Source organism: Exiguobacterium sp. s75, from assembly GCF_018617145.1.
GTDB classification, from domain to species: domain Bacteria; phylum Bacillota; class Bacilli; order Exiguobacteriales; family Exiguobacteriaceae; genus Exiguobacterium; species Exiguobacterium profundum.
The window spans coordinates 617,902-634,820 of sequence record NZ_JACSJQ010000001.1 but is presented as its reverse complement, the minus strand read 5'-3'; the positions used below and the strand labels follow the sequence as shown (position 1 = coordinate 634,820).

Here is a 16,919-nt window from a genome sequence, read left to right as displayed (position 1 = left end):
TTTTAACAAATAAATCAAGTTGTATGAGTAATAAAATTTGCTCCTACTTAGATGTGAGGTGATCATCTGTTTTTTCTTCAAATGTCTGGAACACCTGGATCAGGAAAATCCACATTGGCTAAGCGTATCATCCAACACGTACCCGCAGTCATCATCGATCATGATGTTTCAAAGACCGCCCTACTCCATACGCTTCCTGATGGCAACTTCTCGGATGGAGAAATCGGGAAGATGGCTTATGATGTCGATTGGTCCCTCGTCGAGTATCACCTATCACTTGGACAAAACGTCATTCTCGACAGTCCTTGTCTCTATGATGAAATACTCGATAAAGGGATAGCGATTTCCACCAAGTACGGAGCGACTTATCGTTATATCGAGTGTCGTCATGAAGATTACGAAGAAATTAACACACGACTTCGAAACCGTGTCAGACGACCGAGTCAAATTGATCAAGTTTCGTATGAGAATTGGTCTAAGATGAATGAACACTGCAAACGGCCTACTAACCATTCTTACTTACAAACCTTTACGATGGACAATCGAGAAATTCCGATTGAGCGAATTATGTCGTATCTGTTGAAAAACTAAGAAGAGAACGCTTTCAGATAGAAAGTGCTTCTCTTTTTGATAATTTTGTATATTTATGCTTTACAATTAATAATCATACATATACACTTAGTCTCATCTACAACAGGGAGGCATTATACACATATGAAAAAATGGTTATTAGCAGGTACACTTATGATGAGCGCAGTATTACTCGGTGCATGTAGTCAAGAGACAGAAGGTGAAGCGACAGAACAAAAAACGCTCGTCATGGGGACGAGCGCCGATTACTTCCCATATGAATTTGTCGATACGGCAAACGGAGATGCGATTGTCGGATTTGATATTGAAATCGCGGAGACAATCACAGAACGCCTCGGTTACGAATTGAAGATTGAAGATATGGACTTCGGTAGCTTACTCGGAGCCCTCAATAGCGGGCGTGTCGACTTCGTCATGGCCGGGATGACGCCAACAGAAGAGCGTAAAGAGAATGCCGATTTCTCAGACATCTATCTATCCGCGACAAACTTGATCATGACTAAAGACAAGTCCCTTCAGGCAATCGAAGATTTGTCTGGTAAGAAAATCGGTGTCCAAACGGCTTCGATTCAAGAAAATATCGCTAAAGAACAAGCACCTGAGGCTGAACTCGTATCGTTGAACAAGATCCCTGAAATCGTTCAAGAGTTGAACACAGGTCGAATCGATGCAATGGTCATCGAAGACACGGTCGCACAAAAGTATTTAGACCAAGATGACAGCTTCTATACATTCGCTTTGAAAGAGGATGGCGAAAAAGGATCAGCTGCTGCCTTCAAATTAGATGATGAGTTACGCGACCAGTTCAACGAAGAATTGAACAAGATGATGGAGTCTGGCGAAATCGATGAATTGGTGAAAAAATGGTTCTCGATGGAGCCAACTGAATGAGACAAGTCGAGCTACCGATCTATCCCGTCGTATATCCGACGGGACATCGGTTAAACCAAAATGAAAGTCAATTCCCGTTACCTGACCGCATCAAGAATCAGCTTGATTCGTTGACGTATGATGACTTACACGAATATCCGGTCGAACCGATCAATGAATTGTTCGAACAATACGCTGCGTACGTTGGCGTCACACCTCAGCAATTACTAGTCGGTTGTGGGAGTGATGAGATGATTCATGTCGTGACGCAAGCATTGCTCGCACCACATGACGTGGTCTTGTCTCCGGCACCTGACTTTTCGATGTACCCAATCTTCACGACTATCGCACACGGTCATCATGTTCAAGCCGTTGATTTATCGTATGAAGGAATGGTAAAGGCGATTGAGACGCATCATCCAAAGCTTCTTCTCCTTTCGAATCCGAACAATCCAACCGGGAAGCTTTGGACCGTAGAAGAGTTGACGCATCTCGCCTCAATCGTGCCATATATCGTGGTGGATGAGGCGTACATGGACTTCACACCAGATGCGAGCATGATCCCGTTCATTGCCACCCTTCCGAATCTCATCGTCCTTCGCACGATGTCAAAAGCATTCGGATTGGCAAATGTACGAATCGGATTCATGGTGACAAACTGCGAACTCGCACACTATTTCCGTCAATTCATCCCGCCATTTAATATCAGCGGAGTGAGTGCTAAAATCTGCAATATCTTCTTAAAAGATGCGAGTTATCTTCAAGAAACAATCGAATGGCATGACGAGATGCGGCAAAAGTGGGCGCAAGCCTTCGAAACCATCGGTCATGTCATCCCTGCCACGACGAACTTTTTGTATGTCGAGCTCGAGCAACCTGAAGTAGTGTGGGCCCATTTTACTGACTTGAACGTACACACGTCGAAACAACCTACGGGGATTCGGGTGACGATCGGAGACGAGTCGGCGCTTAATCTTGTACATACAGCTATTCAGAAATACAAGAAAACAAGTCATGTAAAAAACTCCTGAACCTCGTGTTCAGGAGTTTTTGTCAGTCGATCGTCTTGATCACACGTGCCGGATTTCCTCCGACGACTGTTCGAGGTGGTACATCTTTTGTGACGACGGCACCGGATGCGATGACTGCCTCATCCCCAATCGTCACCCCCGGATTGATGATGGCCCCACCACCAATCCATACTCGGTCCCCGATGGTCACGGGTTTCCCGAACTCATATCCAGAGATGCGCTCAATCGGGTCGATCGGGTGTGTTGCCGTGTAAATATGTACCGCCGGCGCAAGCATGCAGTCATCCCCAAACGTGATGGGACAGATGTCTAGAAAGATACAATCAAAATTCGCATAGAATCGATCTCCTACGTGGATGTTATACCCATAATCACATTTGAAATTCGGTTCGATATAATACGACCCTTTCGTTGAACCGAGTAACTCACTAAGAATCTCATTTCGTTCTTCCAACTCATCGATCCCTAAACGATTGAATCGTTCAGTCAATCTCCGGGCACGCTTACGGTCTGTAACGAGCGTTTCATCACCAGCTAAATACAGTTCACCACGAATCATCTTCTCTTTTTCTGTCATGTTCATCCCTCCTCACTTGTAGTATAGAGGATTTTTGAACGGTATAGGGAATAGAGATAAGGATGAGCAGAAGGAGGCAGATCATATGAAACGAATACTGGAATGTCGGGCAAGTGATTTTATCACGTTTAATCGTCAAGATTTAGTCGATTCGATTCGAAAAGCAGAAGGTCGAACGGTCATGGCCGAGGTCATCCCAACGGTGCAGCCACTCTATCCAGAAGTGACAAACGCAGAACTCGCGCGAGCGTTCGGTGCCGATTTGATTTTATTGAATATGTTGGATGTGTTTCACCCGTACATCAAAGGACTCGAAAGTCACGCGCTGTTCGGCGACATGCCAGGTGATGAGATGAGCGACCATCCGATTCTAGAACTAAAACGTCTGATCGGATTGCCAATTGGAGTCAACTTGGAACCTGTCGATTTTTCAGAGAAGTCGTCCGAGATGAATGAAGTGAAACGAGGCAGGCTCGCTTCAATCGAAGCGTTCCAAAAAGCATCTGAGCTCGGGATTGACTTCGTCTGTTTGACAGGCAATCCGAATACCGGAGTTACGAATGAAGCCATCGAACAAGCGATCATCCAAGCGCGTCGTGAATTCGCAGGGGTCATCATTGCCGGGAAAATGCATCAGGCTGGTGCCGGCAATGTATTGGACCGCGACGCGTATATCCGCTTCGTCGAAGCCGGCGCAGACATTATCCTACTACCAGCTCCAGGCACCGTACCTGGTGTCCGTGAAGAATCGTTCTACGAACTCGTTCAGGAGTTGCAATCGCTCGGTGCTCTCACGTTAGCGGCGATTGGAACGTCACAAGAAGGTGCAGATGTTGCGACCGTTCGGGAGATTGCGCTCTCTTCAAAACGAGGCGGAGCAGACATCGTGCACATCGGTGACGCCGGACTGTCGGGGATTGCCGTCCCAGAGAACATTCAGGCACTTTCCATTGCCATTCGCGGGCGACGTCATACATACATTCGCATGGCCGCCTCGGTCAATCGGTAATACAAAAGAGGAAGGAGCGCGTCTCCTTCCTCTTTTATTTACCATTCCGTGACGTCGCGACGTGGTTTCGCCGGTGTGGTAGTACCGTGACGCTTGGCGAGTAACGCTTCCACATCCTCTAAGCGCACACCTTTGGCTGCTAACAAGACGAGTAAGTGATACAGAAGGTCGGCTGACTCTTCAACCAAGTCTTCATCCGTCATAGCAGTAATGACGACCTCAAACGCTTCTTCCCCGAACTTTTTCGCGATTTTTTCAACGCCTTGTTCCAATAAATAAGTCGTATACGAACCTTCTTTCGGTTCATTTTTTCTAAATTGAATCAATTGTTCCAATTCATGAATCATACGTTCACCTCCGTAAAGAAACAGCTTCGATTACCGGTATGACACGTCGGACCGTTCGCATGAACACGAACGAGAAGCGCATCCTGGTCACAGTCGACGTGGATGCTGACGACGTCTAATGTATTTCCGCTCGTCTCTCCTTTCATCCACAGCCGCCCTTTTGAACGAGACCAGAACGTGACGACCCGTTCACGAAGCGTCTGTCGGATTGCCTCATCATTCATATATCCGAGCATGAGGACCGCCCCGTCGTCGTCTGAGACGATGATGGCGGGAATCAGTCCATTTTCGTCGAAACGAACCGCATCGGCAAGTTGTGACTCGTGCATACGTGCTTCACCTCTTCTACTGTCGTTTTTCGGTCATGTAAGATGGATGCAAGTAATGCGGCATCGACTTTCTCAAGCGCTTCGACTACGTGCTCGGCATTGCCTGCCCCACCGGATGCGATAATCGGAATGTCGACGACTTCACGAAGTTGTTCTAAAATCGCAAGGTCATAACCGTTCTGCTTTCCATCTTGGTTCATGGACGTGACAAGAAGTTCACCCGCACCGAGCGCGGCCACTTGTTTCGCCCATTCGACCGCCAACAGGTCCGTCTTCTGTTTTCCACCATATGTGTACACATAATATTCGCCATCTTCAAACTTTACGTCGATTGCGACGACGATACATTGTGAACCGAAACGATCGGCCGCTTCACGAATGAGACTTGGGGATTCTACAGCGAGCGTGTTCAACGATACTTTGTCCGCCCCTGCTTTTAATAGTGACGAGATATCCTCGAGTGAACGAATCCCACCTCCGACCGTCAGCGGGATGAATACTTTCCGCGCTACCGCACTGACGACATCGAGCATCGTCTGGCGACGCTCCGTACTTGCCGTGATGTCAAGAAAGACAAGTTCATCGGCTCCGGACTCATCATAATATTTCGCAATCTCGACCGGGTCCCCGATGTCTCGTAGTTGAACGAATTCGATTCCTTTGACGACACGGCCTTCTTTCACGTCAAGACATGGAATAATTCTGCGTTTAAGCATAACGCGCCTCCCATTCAATCAGTTCTTCGATACTCACCTTGCCGGACAGGAGCGCTTTTCCGACGACGGCTTCATCAATTTTTGCCATCTTCAGTTCCTTCACGTCCTCTTCAGTCGTCACACCGCCTGAAGCGATCAATGTGACATTGACGATTTGACGTAACGCCTTCATGCGAGAAACGTTCGGTCCATTCAGTTTCCCGTCAGATCCGATGTCGGTATATAGAATCGTCTCGATCCCCCGTTTGACAAGGTCTTGTGCGACCGAGATGTCATCGAGCTTTGTCGCTTCCTGCCATCCGTTAATGGCCACCTTCCCGTCATAGGCATCGAGTGCCACAGCGACTCGCTTGCCATACTTTTCAATCGCCTTGTCCAAAAAGTCAGAATCCGTAAACGCCTTCGTTCCTAAAAGGACGCGGTCCGCACCCGTTTCCATGACCGCATCAAGTGCGGCTTCTGAACGAATCCCACCTCCTGTCTGGACAAGGAACCCTAGAGACTTCGCATAACGGACAACGTCTAAATGACGCGGCTCACCTGCCTTGGCCCCTTCTAAATCAATCAAGTGAATCATCGGAACTTTTCCTTGCCACGCTTTTAATAATTCATACGGATCTCCGTATTGTTCTTCCGTAGAAAAATCACCTTCTGTCAAACGAACGATCTTGCCTCCAATCAAATCAATGGCGGGTAGTAATCTCACGCTCGACCGCCTCCTTCCATTCTTGAAGTAAGCTGAGACCGAACGTCCCGCTCTTTTCCGGGTGAAACTGCATGCCCGTCACGAGCCCTTTTTGAACGATTGCCGGAACTTTCTCACCCATGTATTCAGCCGCTGTCACGATGTGCTCTTCATCTGTCACGGCGTGGTAAGAGTGGACAAAATAGACATCCTCATCACGGAGGATCGAGTTCCATCCCACGTGTGGAAGACGCTTCGCTCGCATCCGCTCGACCGTTCCCGGAATCAACCCGAGACCTTTTGTCGGCATCCCTTCCGTGCTCGAATCAAACAAGAGCTGCATCCCAAGACAGATTCCCAAAAACGGTTTCTCCGTCGCCATTCGTTGCAATAGTGGGATGAGTCCCGTTTGTTCGAGTGATTGCATCGCTTGCGGAAAAGCACCGACGCCAGGAAGTAAAATAGCATCCGCCTCTTCAATTTGTTTTGCATCGTTCGTGATTACGACGTAGCAACCGATGGCCTGTAACGCACGTTCGACATTAAATACGTTTCCCATTCCATAATCGATGACCGCTACTTTCATCCTTCGATCCATCCTTTCGTAGAAGGGAGACGATTCGTCCCATCGCTCGAGACCGCCTCGGCAAGCGCTCGTCCGAACGCTTTGAACAACCCTTCAATCATGTGATGTGAGTTCGACCCGTACAGGACAGTTAAGTGCAGTGTAAGTCGACCATTCATGGCAACGGCCCGGAAAAATTCCTCAGCGAGCTCGGTATCAAAATCGCCAAGCTTCGGATTGCGAATATCCGCTTGATAGACGAGGAAGGGACGCCCTGACACATCAATGACCGCTCGTGCTAGCGTCTCATCCATCGGCATGTAACTCGACCCGTAGCGGCGAATTCCGACTTTATCCCCGAGTGACTTGGCGATAAGCTGACCGAGTGCGATCCCGACATCCTCGACCGTATGGTGGGCATCGACCCACGTATCACCTTCAACTTTCACATGCAAGTCCATCTGACTGTGAAAAGCAAGTAACGTCAACATGTGATCGAAGAAGCCGACCCCTGTTTGGATAGAACTTTCACCTGTTCCGTCTAGATTTAATTGAATATCAATTTTTGTCTCTTTTGTTTCACGCTTTAGTTCAGCTGTTCTCAACAGAATTCACCTCTTCAATCGTTTGTTGGATTAAGGCATACGCCTCGTCCGTCCCTGCACTGACACGTAATCCATCCGGAAATGCACGTACATGGACTCTTTTTTCAAGGAAGCGGGAAGCCCATCCCTCGCTATCATCCGTTTTGACATAGATAAAGTTGGCACGGCTCGGTAAAATCTCACCAATCGGTCGTAACAACTCCGTTAACTTCTCACGTTGAGCAGTATGGAACTGAATCGACTCTTGAATATACGTTTTATCCCGTAAGACGACGTTGGCGACAGCGGCACTGAGTCCACTCACGTTGAACGGTGAACGGAACCGGTCGATCTGTTCGATAATTTCTTCAGATGCAATCATGAAACCAATCCGGAGGTTCGCAAGACCGAACGCTTTCGATAACGTCCTTAAGATGATGACGTTCGGATATTCGCTCAATCGAGACACAAATGTATCTTTCATCGTGAAATCAATATAGGCTTCATCCACGACCAGATACGGTACACGTGTCGCAATGTCCGACAATTCGTCTAGTGTCCACATCTTACCGGTCGGATTATTCGGATTCGAGATCAAGACGAGTTTAGGGTCGGTTGCTCGAATGACCTCAATCAACGTCTCGTAACGCAAACCCTGTTCGTCCGGTTGTGTGAAGTGCCCTCTGGCAATTTGTGTGTAGATCCCATACATCGAAAAATCGGGGGCCGGTGCGACCACACGGTCTTCCGTATCCAAAATCGCTTGACTCAAGATGGCCAATAGCTCATCGCTCCCGCTCCCGACCATGAGTTGTGTCGGCTCGACTCCCGCATAGTCAGCATAGCTCGCTTTTAAGACAAGCAATTCTTCGACTGGATAACGGCTGAGTGCCTCGAGTGATACGTCTCGAATAGCTCGTTCGAGACGTTCTGGTAACGGATATTGACTTTCATTTTGATTGAGCGCATATCCCGAAGCGGCATGAGGTACATAGCGTGGGATGTTCTGATAATTTCGTCTCATACGTCCTCCATCCGAACAGCCATCGCACGGGCGTGTCCTTCTAATTGTTCTTGTTTGGCGATTCGAATCGCGGCCTTTGTAATCGTCTCATCCAGTTCTGTCATCTCAAGGAATGTCTGACGGCGATAAAAGTCATCGACCGATAGTCCACTAGAGAAGCGGGCCGTCCCGCTTGTCGGCAAGACGTGGTTCGGTCCAGCGATATAGTCTCCAAATGCTTCGGCCGCCTCATGTCCGAGAAAGAACGAACCACCGTGACGAATCGCACGCATCAACACCTCAGGATCTTTTACGGCCAATTGGACATGCTCCGCTGCCATCGTGTTCGCGTATTCGATTGCATCCTCGATTGTCCGATATAAGACTCCGCCACGTTTCAATGATTCTCTCGCAATGTCCTGGCGTGGTAATTGCGCTAATTGTCGCTCAAGCTCCTGCTCGATTTGATTGCGAAGGGTTTCTGACGTGACGAGCGCGATCGCCGTCGCCTCGACGTCATGTTCCGCTTGTGCGAGCAGGTCGGCGGCAACCCACTTCGGGTTCGCCGTTTCATCGGCAATGATCAACACTTCAGACGGTCCGGCGACGGAGTCGATCCCGACGATGTGTGAGACGAGCGCCTTCGCCGTCGCAACATAAGCATTTCCGGGTCCGACAATCTTATCGACCGGACGAATCGTTTCTGTCCCATATGCGAGTGCGGCAACGGCTTGGGCACCTCCGATTAGAAAACATTCATCGGCACCTGCGATTTTTGCTGCAATCAAAAGGGAAATGTCAATCCCATCTGCTTTTGGTGGGGTGACCATGACGACTCGTTTGACACCGGCCACTTTCGCCGGAATGATATTCATCAGGACGCTCGACGGATAGACGGCTGTCCCACCTGGTACATAAACCCCTACCGAATCCAGCGGCATATAGCGTCTCCCAAGTCGGAACATCGTATCTTCGAACACATCGTCTTGTCGGACTTGGCGCGCGTGAAATGCACGAATCCGTTCTGCTGCTAACGACAGCGCCTCTGTCAATTCAGCATATGCGACTGGCGGATTAAAGCTGGCCAAATCGACCGATTCAATTCGGTCGACCCCGTCGAATTGTTTCGTCCACTCAAGCAGCGCTTCGTCTCCGCGGGCCTCGATCGATTCCACGATCGGTTTCACGGCTTCGGCCCAAGCTTCGCGCCTTGAGCGATTCGTTTCTGTACTCATGCGTTCTCCTCCTGACTCATCTTTCGAATCCAGGCCTTCAATTCGTCAGGCTGTTCCGCTAAAGCTGTCTCACTCGTGATGAATTTTGCATTGATTGAAAAAATCGCCTCGTATTCTTCCAAGTCGTTTGCAGCCAACGTCGCGCCTGTCTCAACGATGTCGACGATGCAATCAGCGAGTCCCGTTAACGGAGCCAGTTCGACTGACCCGTTCAATGCAATGACTTCTACGTTTTGTCGCTTCGATGCAAAGTGTGATATGGCGATATTCGGATATTTACTCGCCACTTTCAATTTCTTTGTGCCGTTGCGTCGAACTTTTGGACCACACACGGCCATTCGACAGCGACCGAACGGTAAATCGACGACTTCGAGTACGCCTGGCGTTTTTTCTCGTAAAATATCACCGCCGACTATGCCAACATCTGCCGCTCCATGCATCACATATTTATAGACGTCGTCCCCTTTGACGAAAATGAATTCATGATTTCCTGCTTGTACCGTCAACTCACGTCCCCGCTTCTCTGGCCATACGGGTAAGTCACGTTCGACAAAAAATTGACGGGCTGCTTTTTCAATCCGACCTTTCGCGACCGCTACTTTCATTTAATCACCTCATCTAACTGTTCTAAATCGAGCGACATTCCGAACGCTCGTCTCGAGTGTCCAAAATGTCCATAGAGTGAATCATATCGTCCTCCTGAAAGGACACGCTTGCCTTCCACACTTCCCGTCACGGTCAATCCTGAGTAGTAATCAAAGTCTCCCGTTTGACCGAAATCGTAAGACACCTCTAAACCGATGGTACGCAAGTGTTTTACTGCCTCGTCGACTTCATCGATGGCTTCCTTTAAAGATTCCGGTGCCTCAGCCCGTAATTCTTCGAGTGCAGAATTCCCGATTAAAAAGGGCAGCTTCGCAATCAACGGATAGCGATACGTCTCTGCTAATTCACGTAATGATTCTAAGTTTCGAAGTGCTAAGATTTTTCGGAATGTTCGTTCCTGAATCCCTGTCTCTTTCGCGATGAGCGAGATGACGGCTGCTGACCCAATTTTGATGGTCAAACGTTCGGTAGGCAGGACCCCTTCCGTCATATCGAGAAAGGACTCAATTAGATGACTGTCCTTCTCTTCGCCATCGACCCATTCGAGTCCAAGCTGTTGCCGTTCATGGGGTTGCCCGGAATGTTTGACCGTCCGACGATAGACGGCACCAGCGTAAGCGACACGCATCGGTTCATGACCGTCTGCTAACTTTCTTGCGATTTGTAGTGTATAGTCAGGGCGCATGACGAGAAGTTCCCCGTCGTTCCCGAACAATCGATAATAGGCTGACTCGTCAAAGAGCGCTAAATTTTGATAATGTGAATAGTATTCGAGAAGCGGTGGATCGATGACTGCGTAGCCGCTCGACTCTGCCTTCTCTAAAAATGACAACATCCATCGTTTTGGACGGATGACATCTCCTGATTGAAGTTCATACCAGCCTTCTGGAATCGAACCTTTTGAATTTGACCAAATCATCATAACCACCCTTTATCTTGTTATCACTTTACCAAACTAAAGTATTGTGTTAAATTTATCAAACAGATAAACACCTGTCAACCAAATGAACTGAAAAGGACGTGTAATCGATGTTTAACTTTACCCACGATGGCCATGTGCATACCCCTTTTTGTCCACACGGTACAAATGACCCGATTGAACACTATATTCAAGTCGGAATCGAAAAAGGCTTGCAAACGATGACGTTCACAGAACATGCGCCTTTCCCCCTATCGTTCACCGACCCGGTCCCGAATCAAGACTCGGCGATGTCGATTGATCTACTTCCAGAATACCTCGATACGTTGCATCAGATGAAACAGCAGTATCAAGCGGTTATCGACATTAAAGTTGGATTAGAAGTCGACTTATTGCCTCATTTAGAGAAAGAGACCATTGCCTTACTCAAGCCTTTCGCACCATTGATTGATGAAGTCATTTTATCGCAACATTTCCTATATAGAGATGGCGCCTATATGCCGATTGATTATTCTGCCGAGACGTTTGATGAACTCATCAAAGCGTTTGGCTCATTCGAGAGCGTCTTGAGAGCTTATTATGAGTCGATTGAACAGGGTCTCTCATTTTCGTGGGAAGACATCCGTGTCGCTCGTATCGGACATCTCGATCTCCCGATAAAGTATCAAAGAAACTATGAATGGGACCGCTCAAAAGTAAAGGAGGAAGAAATACGTCTGTTACAGATGATTGCCGACCGGGGATTCGGACTTGACTTCAACACGGCCGGACTCCGAAAACCGGATTGTGGGGTACCTTACGTCGCCGGACTTGCAAAATCCGCGAACGACCTGCACATCCCGTTCACGATGGGTTCGGATGCGCATCTCGCACACGATGTGGCGGCTGGATTCGACTTCATTGAACAAAAAAAAGCCACGTTCCTATGAACGTGGCTTTTTGACAGCGATCTAGCTATCTAGATCCCCATGCTTATGGTTGACAACGATATGGCGTTCCATTTCTTCATCTGTAAACATCATACCATAAGGAATAAAAGATGCAATAAAAAATTGGGTGAAATGACTCACCCAATTGAAATCACATCGCTGCGTATAATGTTTTTAAGTCGTTTGTTGCTTCTTCGTCCATCTGAATGGCCACGAGTTCAACGTATTGGAGCGCTGGATCTTGATCTTTCGACAATGCGACAATCTCAGCAGCCGCCTTATCTAATGCCAACAAGATTCCTGATACACCAAGCGTCGGATAGTATCGAAGGAGTGCACGAACATGTTTAATCTCTGATACTTCATTTCCGTTAATGGTTAATGATTTGACGGCAAGCTCCTTGTGCATGCCAATCGCAAATTTATCTTCCCACACTTCTTCGAGTGTGATCAACGCCTCTACTTCATATGCACCATCTGTAAAGCGAACGAGTTTTTCCATGAGTAAATTCCCCTCTCTTGAATCTACTTTTATTATATAAGAGATTATAAAGAGTATATTGTGAAATATTGAACATTATGTGTAAAGTTTGTCTCACCTTATTTTGAACAAAAAAAGGCCCCTCCGAGGAGGGGCGAATAATGGAAGAGTAAAACACCATTGGCAGTACATTAATAATATATCACCTAATGAAAACGTTTACAATGTATTTTTGTACATTTTTTCAAGTGGCATATGTAACACTTCAATCCCGCTTTCACGCATCAATTCTAACCCATCCCCATGCTCATAACCGACGGCATATACGACTCGCGCGACACGTGCCGCAATTAAGGCGAGTGAACAGGCATGACATGGTGAATGCGTGACATACGCTGTCGCACCAAATGCATTCGTTGAATCGGCAGCGAGTTTTCCAATCGCATTGATTTCCGCATGGATTTCATGTTGTTTCGACCAGTGATGGTGATCATATGGGTCTGTACACTTGATATATGTCACGCCATCTCGGATGAGTCGTGCCGGTTCGTTGATCATATTGAGATCCGTCGATGCAACATAGTCGGCATGCTTATAGAACCCATCTTCTTGCTTGATATAGATTTCATTACAGTTCGTATGACCAGATGGTGTACCATTCAGACCAATTGAAATCGGTTTTTCGTCTTTTACAATGACACAGGCCACACTCTTCGATGCACACTTCGAGTGCCGCTCGGCCATCATATCAGCGAATAATAACCACGTCTCATCCCACAATCGTTGCTTCTCCACTCAAGTCCCTCCTCGTCGAAAAGGAAAGTCTGATTGCTCAGACTTCCCCTTTAGTATCCAGTGTCCTTTGGTAGTTCTTTATTTTTCGAAGCGATTTCGATGACCTTCTCCTTCAATTCGTGCTCCATGCGGTCAAGTTCGCGCTCGGCGTCACGACGTTTTTGCTTCCCTTCTTGCTGGATGCGTAAAGTTTCATCCAACGTAGAAAGTAAGTTCTCGTGAGCGACTTTCAGTGATTCAACAGAGACAATCCCTTTTTCATTCTCTTGAGCAATTTCAATCGATGAATCTTTGAGCATCTTCGAGTTCTGCTCAAGCAGTTGGTTTGTCGTCTTCGTCACGTCCTGTTGCATACGAAGTGCCGTTTTCTGCCGTGTCAAGCTGAGCGCGAGAACGACTTGGTTTTTCCAAAGCGGAATCGTGTTGACGACCGCTGACTCGATCTTTTCAGCAAGGATTTGGTTGTTCTGCTGAATGACCCGAATTTGAGGTGCCATTTGAAGGCTGATTGTACGACTCAATTTTAAATCGTGCAACTTTTTCTCAAAACGGTCCGCTAATTGAATCATATCGTTCAATTGTTGAAGCTTCGATTGATCTTTAGAAATTTCTACTTCTTGACGTAACGGAGCAATCTCATGTTCCCGCACATGGTCAAGTTTTGTCTCACCGGCAGCGATATAGACGTTCAACTCTTCGAAATACCGCTTGTTCTTATCATACATCTGATCGAGCATCGTGATGTCTTTCATGAGACCGAACTTCGCACGATCGAGGTTATGGATGACCTCTTCCAAATAGACGTTCATTTTTTCGAACTGAAGCTTATAGTTTTCAGCCTTCTTCTTCGCACGACCGATGAGCGGAATATTATCCATAAAACTCTTTTTCTCCGGTTGAAGCATATCCGGGTCCATCTTACGGACGTTTTGCATCAAATCAGACAACAGTTTCCCGGCATCGCCGCCATCTTTCATCCGCACTTCCGTCAAAATTTGATCAGAGAATTGGGAAAGTTCACGTTGGACGTTCGACCCGAACAACATGACAGAGTCTGTCTTCTTAATATCAATGGATTCAGCCAAACGCGTGATGCGCTCACGATGCTCTTGAGGCACGTCCGGTTTCGCTTGAATGGCCGGCACTTCATGGGGCTGTGTAACGGATGACCATTCGACAGATGGGTCACTGAACCCCTCCGTCTCGGTTTTTGTTTTCGTATCAGAAGTCAGTTCTTCTTCCGGCCATGACTGCCAGTTCGTTTCATTCGATGAAGTCATGTTTCTTTCTCCCTTCCGGCTGATCAGATAAGACCCGCTCCATCATGATCAGTTCACGTTCAAAGTCTACGGCGTCATCTTCAAGGAGACGTCCGCGTTGTTCTTTAAATTTATCGACAATTAGTCGCATATTAGTGATTAATTGTTCCCGAGTCTCTTCTTGAATGACGACTCGTTTTCCTTCAAGCTCTTTAAATTTCAAGACGACCGAGACGAGGGAATCTAAATAGAATGTGAACAGGTCTCGAACATGCTTGGCGTCTTGTGGATTTTCGAAGAGTTCTTCGAACAATTCATGTGCCTCTTTTGAGACGGCCTTCATTTCACGCCTCACCTCTACATCCTTAATATCTGGAAGAACACGGTCGATTTGTTGTAACTTCTCATATCCTTGCTCAATCGTCCGTTGCAAAAATTGAAGTTCTAAATCGTCTGTTGCCTCGAATTGTCGTGTAGGCATCGGCTCTTCAATCGGTTTTAAAATCCTCGATCCAGAGAACGATTCTTCCTCATCTAGCAACAGTTTCTTCTTGGCACGTTTTGCCACCGTTGTCGGTGTTCGTTGACGATGTTTGCGCTTGTTCGTCGACCACACTTCATTCAAGACGAGCGCCCCTACAATAATGAATAACCAGGAGAAATCGAATACGTTAATGGCAAAGTATATGACTGCCCCTGTCAGGGCCCATTTCATCCATGTTTTCATTCTTTTCACCTCATCTCATGTTACTTCTATTGTACATTACGAAACCACTCAACAAAAGTTTCGTCATCCCTATCATTTTAGCATAATAAAATTCGTCGATACCTCCGTCCACAGGTGTAGAATCAACTACCTATATCGACTACTTTCCCGTTGCGAGACGAAAAAAACCGTAGACTCATAGAGCCTACGGTTCGTTTGTTATGTGGTGATCCATGTAGATACCATGACAATCGCGACAGTTACAGGAATGACATAGCGAATGAGCGCATGCCAGATTGGGTAAAGCTTCACACCAGGTTTGGATGTTTCGATTTCATCCTTTAGGACACGTTGGTCAACGACATATCCGACAAAGATTGAAGTCAAGAGTGCACCCGTCGGCATTAAAATGTAGCTGACGAGATAGTCCATCGTATCGAAGAACGTCCGACCGTTCCAAATCTGTACATCACTCAAGAGTCCGAACGACAGCGCGGATGGTACTCCCACGATGAAGACGAGAAGGGCGGCTGTCACCGTCACTTTCTTTTTCGTCCATGACGATTTCTTTTCATTCAGACGGTCGGTCACACCTGCGACGACGACTTCTAACATGGCAATCGACGATGTGATCGATGCGAAAGCAAACAATAAGAAGAACAAGACCATGAAGAATCCACCGAGCGGTACTTGGTTGAAGACTGCCGGTAAAACAACAAAGAGTAACGCTGGACCTTCAGCCGGATCAAGACCTGTTGCAAAGACTGCCGGGAAGATGGCTAGACCTGCTAAAAGTGAAACCGCAATGTTCAACAAGACAATCATGTTAGCCGACCGGTTCAATGTTCCTTTCGTCTTTATATAAGACGCATATGTCAGCATCGCTGCCACCCCTAACGATAAGGAGAAGAACGCCTGTCCGAGGGCAAACAATACCGATTCGCCAGTCAATGCAGAAAAGTCAGGCTGTAAGAAGAAACGAACGCCTTCCATCGCTCCGTCAAGCGTCAACGAGCGGACCACGAGAACTAAGAAACTGATGAACAAGAGTGGCATCAAAATTTTACTCATTCGTTCAATCCCTGCTTCAACGCCACGTAAGACAATTAAGAGTGTGATTAAGAGGAACAAGAATTGTCCGAGTACGGCAATTTCAGGTGTCGATACGACGTTCCCGAACACCTCACCAAATTCGTCAGCCGAACGTCCACTGAGCGTCCCACTTAAACCGAGTCCAATATAGATGAGGACCCATCCCCCAATAACACTATAGAAGGAAAGTAACAAGAAACAAGCAAGGACACCTAAGTAGCCGATAATGGTCCAACGGCCATGCCCTAACTGTTTGAAAGCAAGAAGCGCAGTCTTTTGAGTCGAACGTCCGACAATGAATTCTCCAATCAATAATGGCAGACCAAGTAATAATGTGAACGCCAAAAACATGAGTAAAAAGGCACCGCCCCCGCTCGTTCCGGTGACATATGGAAACTTCCAGATTGCACCTAAACCGATTGCTGACCCTGCGGCAGCTAGTATGAATCCAATTTTTGAGGCGAATGAATTTTGCGCCATGTTTACCCCTACTTCCTCTTTTTCATTTCATTTTCATAATAATAGTGAAATACTAACACGGTTCCAAGATGAGGACAACAAAAAACAGAGAAAAGTCTGAATACTTTTCT

Annotated in this window: 19 protein-coding genes and 1 pseudogene; 5 read left to right on the top strand and 15 right to left on the bottom strand. The window is 47.2% G+C overall.

Annotated features, from left to right (window positions below; all coding sequences use genetic code 11):
* Positions 1-81 precede the first annotated feature (81 nt).
* The 3 genes from KNO68_RS03265 (at position 82) to KNO68_RS03255 (ending at position 2,492) form a co-directional block, all read left to right on the top strand.
* Positions 82-591, top strand: a complete 510-nt coding sequence (locus tag KNO68_RS03265; protein WP_285222489.1) for a P-loop nucleotide/nucleoside kinase family protein — start codon at positions 82-84, stop codon at positions 589-591.
* A 123-nt stretch (positions 592-714) separates the two neighbouring features.
* Complete coding sequence (locus KNO68_RS03260; RefSeq protein ID WP_215112032.1) at positions 715-1,482, top strand: transporter substrate-binding domain-containing protein; 768 nt, start codon at positions 715-717, stop codon at positions 1,480-1,482.
* Positions 1,479-2,492 (top strand): pyridoxal phosphate-dependent aminotransferase, encoded by a 1,014-nt coding sequence (locus KNO68_RS03255; RefSeq protein WP_215112031.1) that lies wholly within the window; start codon positions 1,479-1,481, stop codon positions 2,490-2,492. Before KNO68_RS03260 ends, KNO68_RS03255 begins: the two co-directional genes overlap by 4 nt.
* A 22-nt stretch (positions 2,493-2,514) precedes the next feature.
* Here the strand turns inward: KNO68_RS03255 and KNO68_RS03250 are convergent, their stop codons facing one another.
* The gene (locus tag KNO68_RS03250; RefSeq protein WP_214684414.1) at positions 2,515-3,069 is read right to left on the bottom strand and encodes a maltose acetyltransferase domain-containing protein; all 555 of its coding nucleotides are present in this window, start codon (positions 3,067-3,069) and stop codon (positions 2,515-2,517) included.
* Between the two features lie 85 nt (positions 3,070-3,154).
* Here KNO68_RS03250 and KNO68_RS03245 point away from each other — a divergent pair, with 85 nt between their 5' ends.
* Positions 3,155-4,078, top strand: coding sequence for a DUF7916 family protein (locus KNO68_RS03245; RefSeq protein WP_078146787.1), 924 nt, complete (start codon positions 3,155-3,157; stop codon positions 4,076-4,078).
* A 38-nt stretch (positions 4,079-4,116) separates the two neighbouring features.
* Here KNO68_RS03245 and hisIE read toward each other — a convergent pair.
* The 9 genes and pseudogenes from hisIE to KNO68_RS03195 all read right to left on the bottom strand — a co-directional run bounded on the left by hisIE (position 4,117) and on the right by KNO68_RS03195 (position 11,067).
* A pseudogene (gene hisIE / locus KNO68_RS14930) lies at positions 4,117-4,754 on the bottom strand (bifunctional phosphoribosyl-AMP cyclohydrolase/phosphoribosyl-ATP diphosphatase HisIE).
* Complete coding sequence (gene hisF / locus KNO68_RS03230) at positions 4,703-5,470, bottom strand: imidazole glycerol phosphate synthase subunit HisF (protein WP_215112029.1); 768 nt, start codon at positions 5,468-5,470, stop codon at positions 4,703-4,705. The pseudogene hisIE and the gene hisF overlap by 52 nt, the downstream one beginning before the upstream one ends.
* Positions 5,463-6,176 carry a 1-(5-phosphoribosyl)-5-[(5-phosphoribosylamino)methylideneamino]imidazole-4-carboxamide isomerase gene (gene hisA / locus KNO68_RS03225; protein WP_215112028.1) on the bottom strand — a complete coding sequence of 238 codons (714 nt, stop codon included), beginning with the start codon at positions 6,174-6,176 and terminating at the stop codon, positions 5,463-5,465. Before hisA ends, hisF begins: the two co-directional genes overlap by 8 nt.
* The gene (gene hisH / locus KNO68_RS03220) at positions 6,154-6,741 is read right to left on the bottom strand and encodes an imidazole glycerol phosphate synthase subunit HisH (RefSeq protein ID WP_215112381.1); all 588 of its coding nucleotides are present in this window, start codon (positions 6,739-6,741) and stop codon (positions 6,154-6,156) included. Before hisH ends, hisA begins: the two co-directional genes overlap by 23 nt.
* Positions 6,738-7,325, bottom strand: coding sequence for an imidazoleglycerol-phosphate dehydratase HisB (hisB, locus tag KNO68_RS03215; protein ID WP_215112027.1), 588 nt, complete (start codon positions 7,323-7,325; stop codon positions 6,738-6,740). Before hisB ends, hisH begins: the two co-directional genes overlap by 4 nt.
* On the bottom strand, positions 7,312-8,328 hold the full coding sequence (locus KNO68_RS03210) for a pyridoxal phosphate-dependent aminotransferase (RefSeq protein WP_215112026.1): 1,017 nt from the start codon (positions 8,326-8,328) through the stop codon (positions 7,312-7,314). Before KNO68_RS03210 ends, hisB begins: the two co-directional genes overlap by 14 nt.
* Positions 8,325-9,542 carry a histidinol dehydrogenase gene (gene hisD / locus KNO68_RS03205; RefSeq protein ID WP_078146780.1) on the bottom strand — a complete coding sequence of 406 codons (1,218 nt, stop codon included), beginning with the start codon at positions 9,540-9,542 and terminating at the stop codon, positions 8,325-8,327. Before hisD ends, KNO68_RS03210 begins: the two co-directional genes overlap by 4 nt.
* Positions 9,539-10,147 (bottom strand): ATP phosphoribosyltransferase, encoded by a 609-nt coding sequence (hisG, locus tag KNO68_RS03200; protein WP_078146779.1) that lies wholly within the window; start codon positions 10,145-10,147, stop codon positions 9,539-9,541. The genes hisD and hisG overlap by 4 nt, the downstream gene beginning before the upstream one ends.
* The gene (locus tag KNO68_RS03195) at positions 10,144-11,067 is read right to left on the bottom strand and encodes an ATP phosphoribosyltransferase regulatory subunit (protein ID WP_078146778.1); all 924 of its coding nucleotides are present in this window, start codon (positions 11,065-11,067) and stop codon (positions 10,144-10,146) included. Before KNO68_RS03195 ends, hisG begins: the two co-directional genes overlap by 4 nt.
* 110 nt (positions 11,068-11,177) lie before the next feature.
* Here KNO68_RS03195 and hisJ point away from each other — a divergent pair, with 110 nt between their 5' ends.
* On the top strand, positions 11,178-11,996 hold the full coding sequence (hisJ, locus tag KNO68_RS03190; protein WP_215112025.1) for a histidinol-phosphatase HisJ: 819 nt from the start codon (positions 11,178-11,180) through the stop codon (positions 11,994-11,996).
* Positions 11,997-12,147: 151 nt separating this feature from the next.
* Here the strand turns inward: hisJ and KNO68_RS03185 are convergent, their stop codons facing one another.
* From KNO68_RS03185 to KNO68_RS03165, 5 genes are all read right to left on the bottom strand, one after another.
* Positions 12,148-12,498, bottom strand: a complete 351-nt coding sequence (locus KNO68_RS03185; protein WP_078146776.1) for a hypothetical protein — start codon at positions 12,496-12,498, stop codon at positions 12,148-12,150.
* 198 nt (positions 12,499-12,696) lie between these two features.
* The gene (locus KNO68_RS03180) at positions 12,697-13,272 is read right to left on the bottom strand and encodes a deoxycytidylate deaminase (RefSeq protein WP_214813325.1); all 576 of its coding nucleotides are present in this window, start codon (positions 13,270-13,272) and stop codon (positions 12,697-12,699) included.
* 50 nt (positions 13,273-13,322) lie between these two features.
* Positions 13,323-14,552, bottom strand: a complete 1,230-nt coding sequence (locus KNO68_RS03175; RefSeq protein ID WP_012726130.1) for a toxic anion resistance protein — start codon at positions 14,550-14,552, stop codon at positions 13,323-13,325.
* On the bottom strand, positions 14,536-15,258 hold the full coding sequence (locus tag KNO68_RS03170; RefSeq protein WP_012726129.1) for a 5-bromo-4-chloroindolyl phosphate hydrolysis family protein: 723 nt from the start codon (positions 15,256-15,258) through the stop codon (positions 14,536-14,538). Before KNO68_RS03170 ends, KNO68_RS03175 begins: the two co-directional genes overlap by 17 nt.
* A 198-nt stretch (positions 15,259-15,456) precedes the next feature.
* Positions 15,457-16,809: a sodium-dependent transporter gene (locus tag KNO68_RS03165; RefSeq protein WP_215112024.1), complete on the bottom strand. Its 1,353-nt coding sequence runs from the start codon at positions 16,807-16,809 to the stop codon at positions 15,457-15,459.
* Positions 16,810-16,919 lie beyond the last annotated feature (110 nt).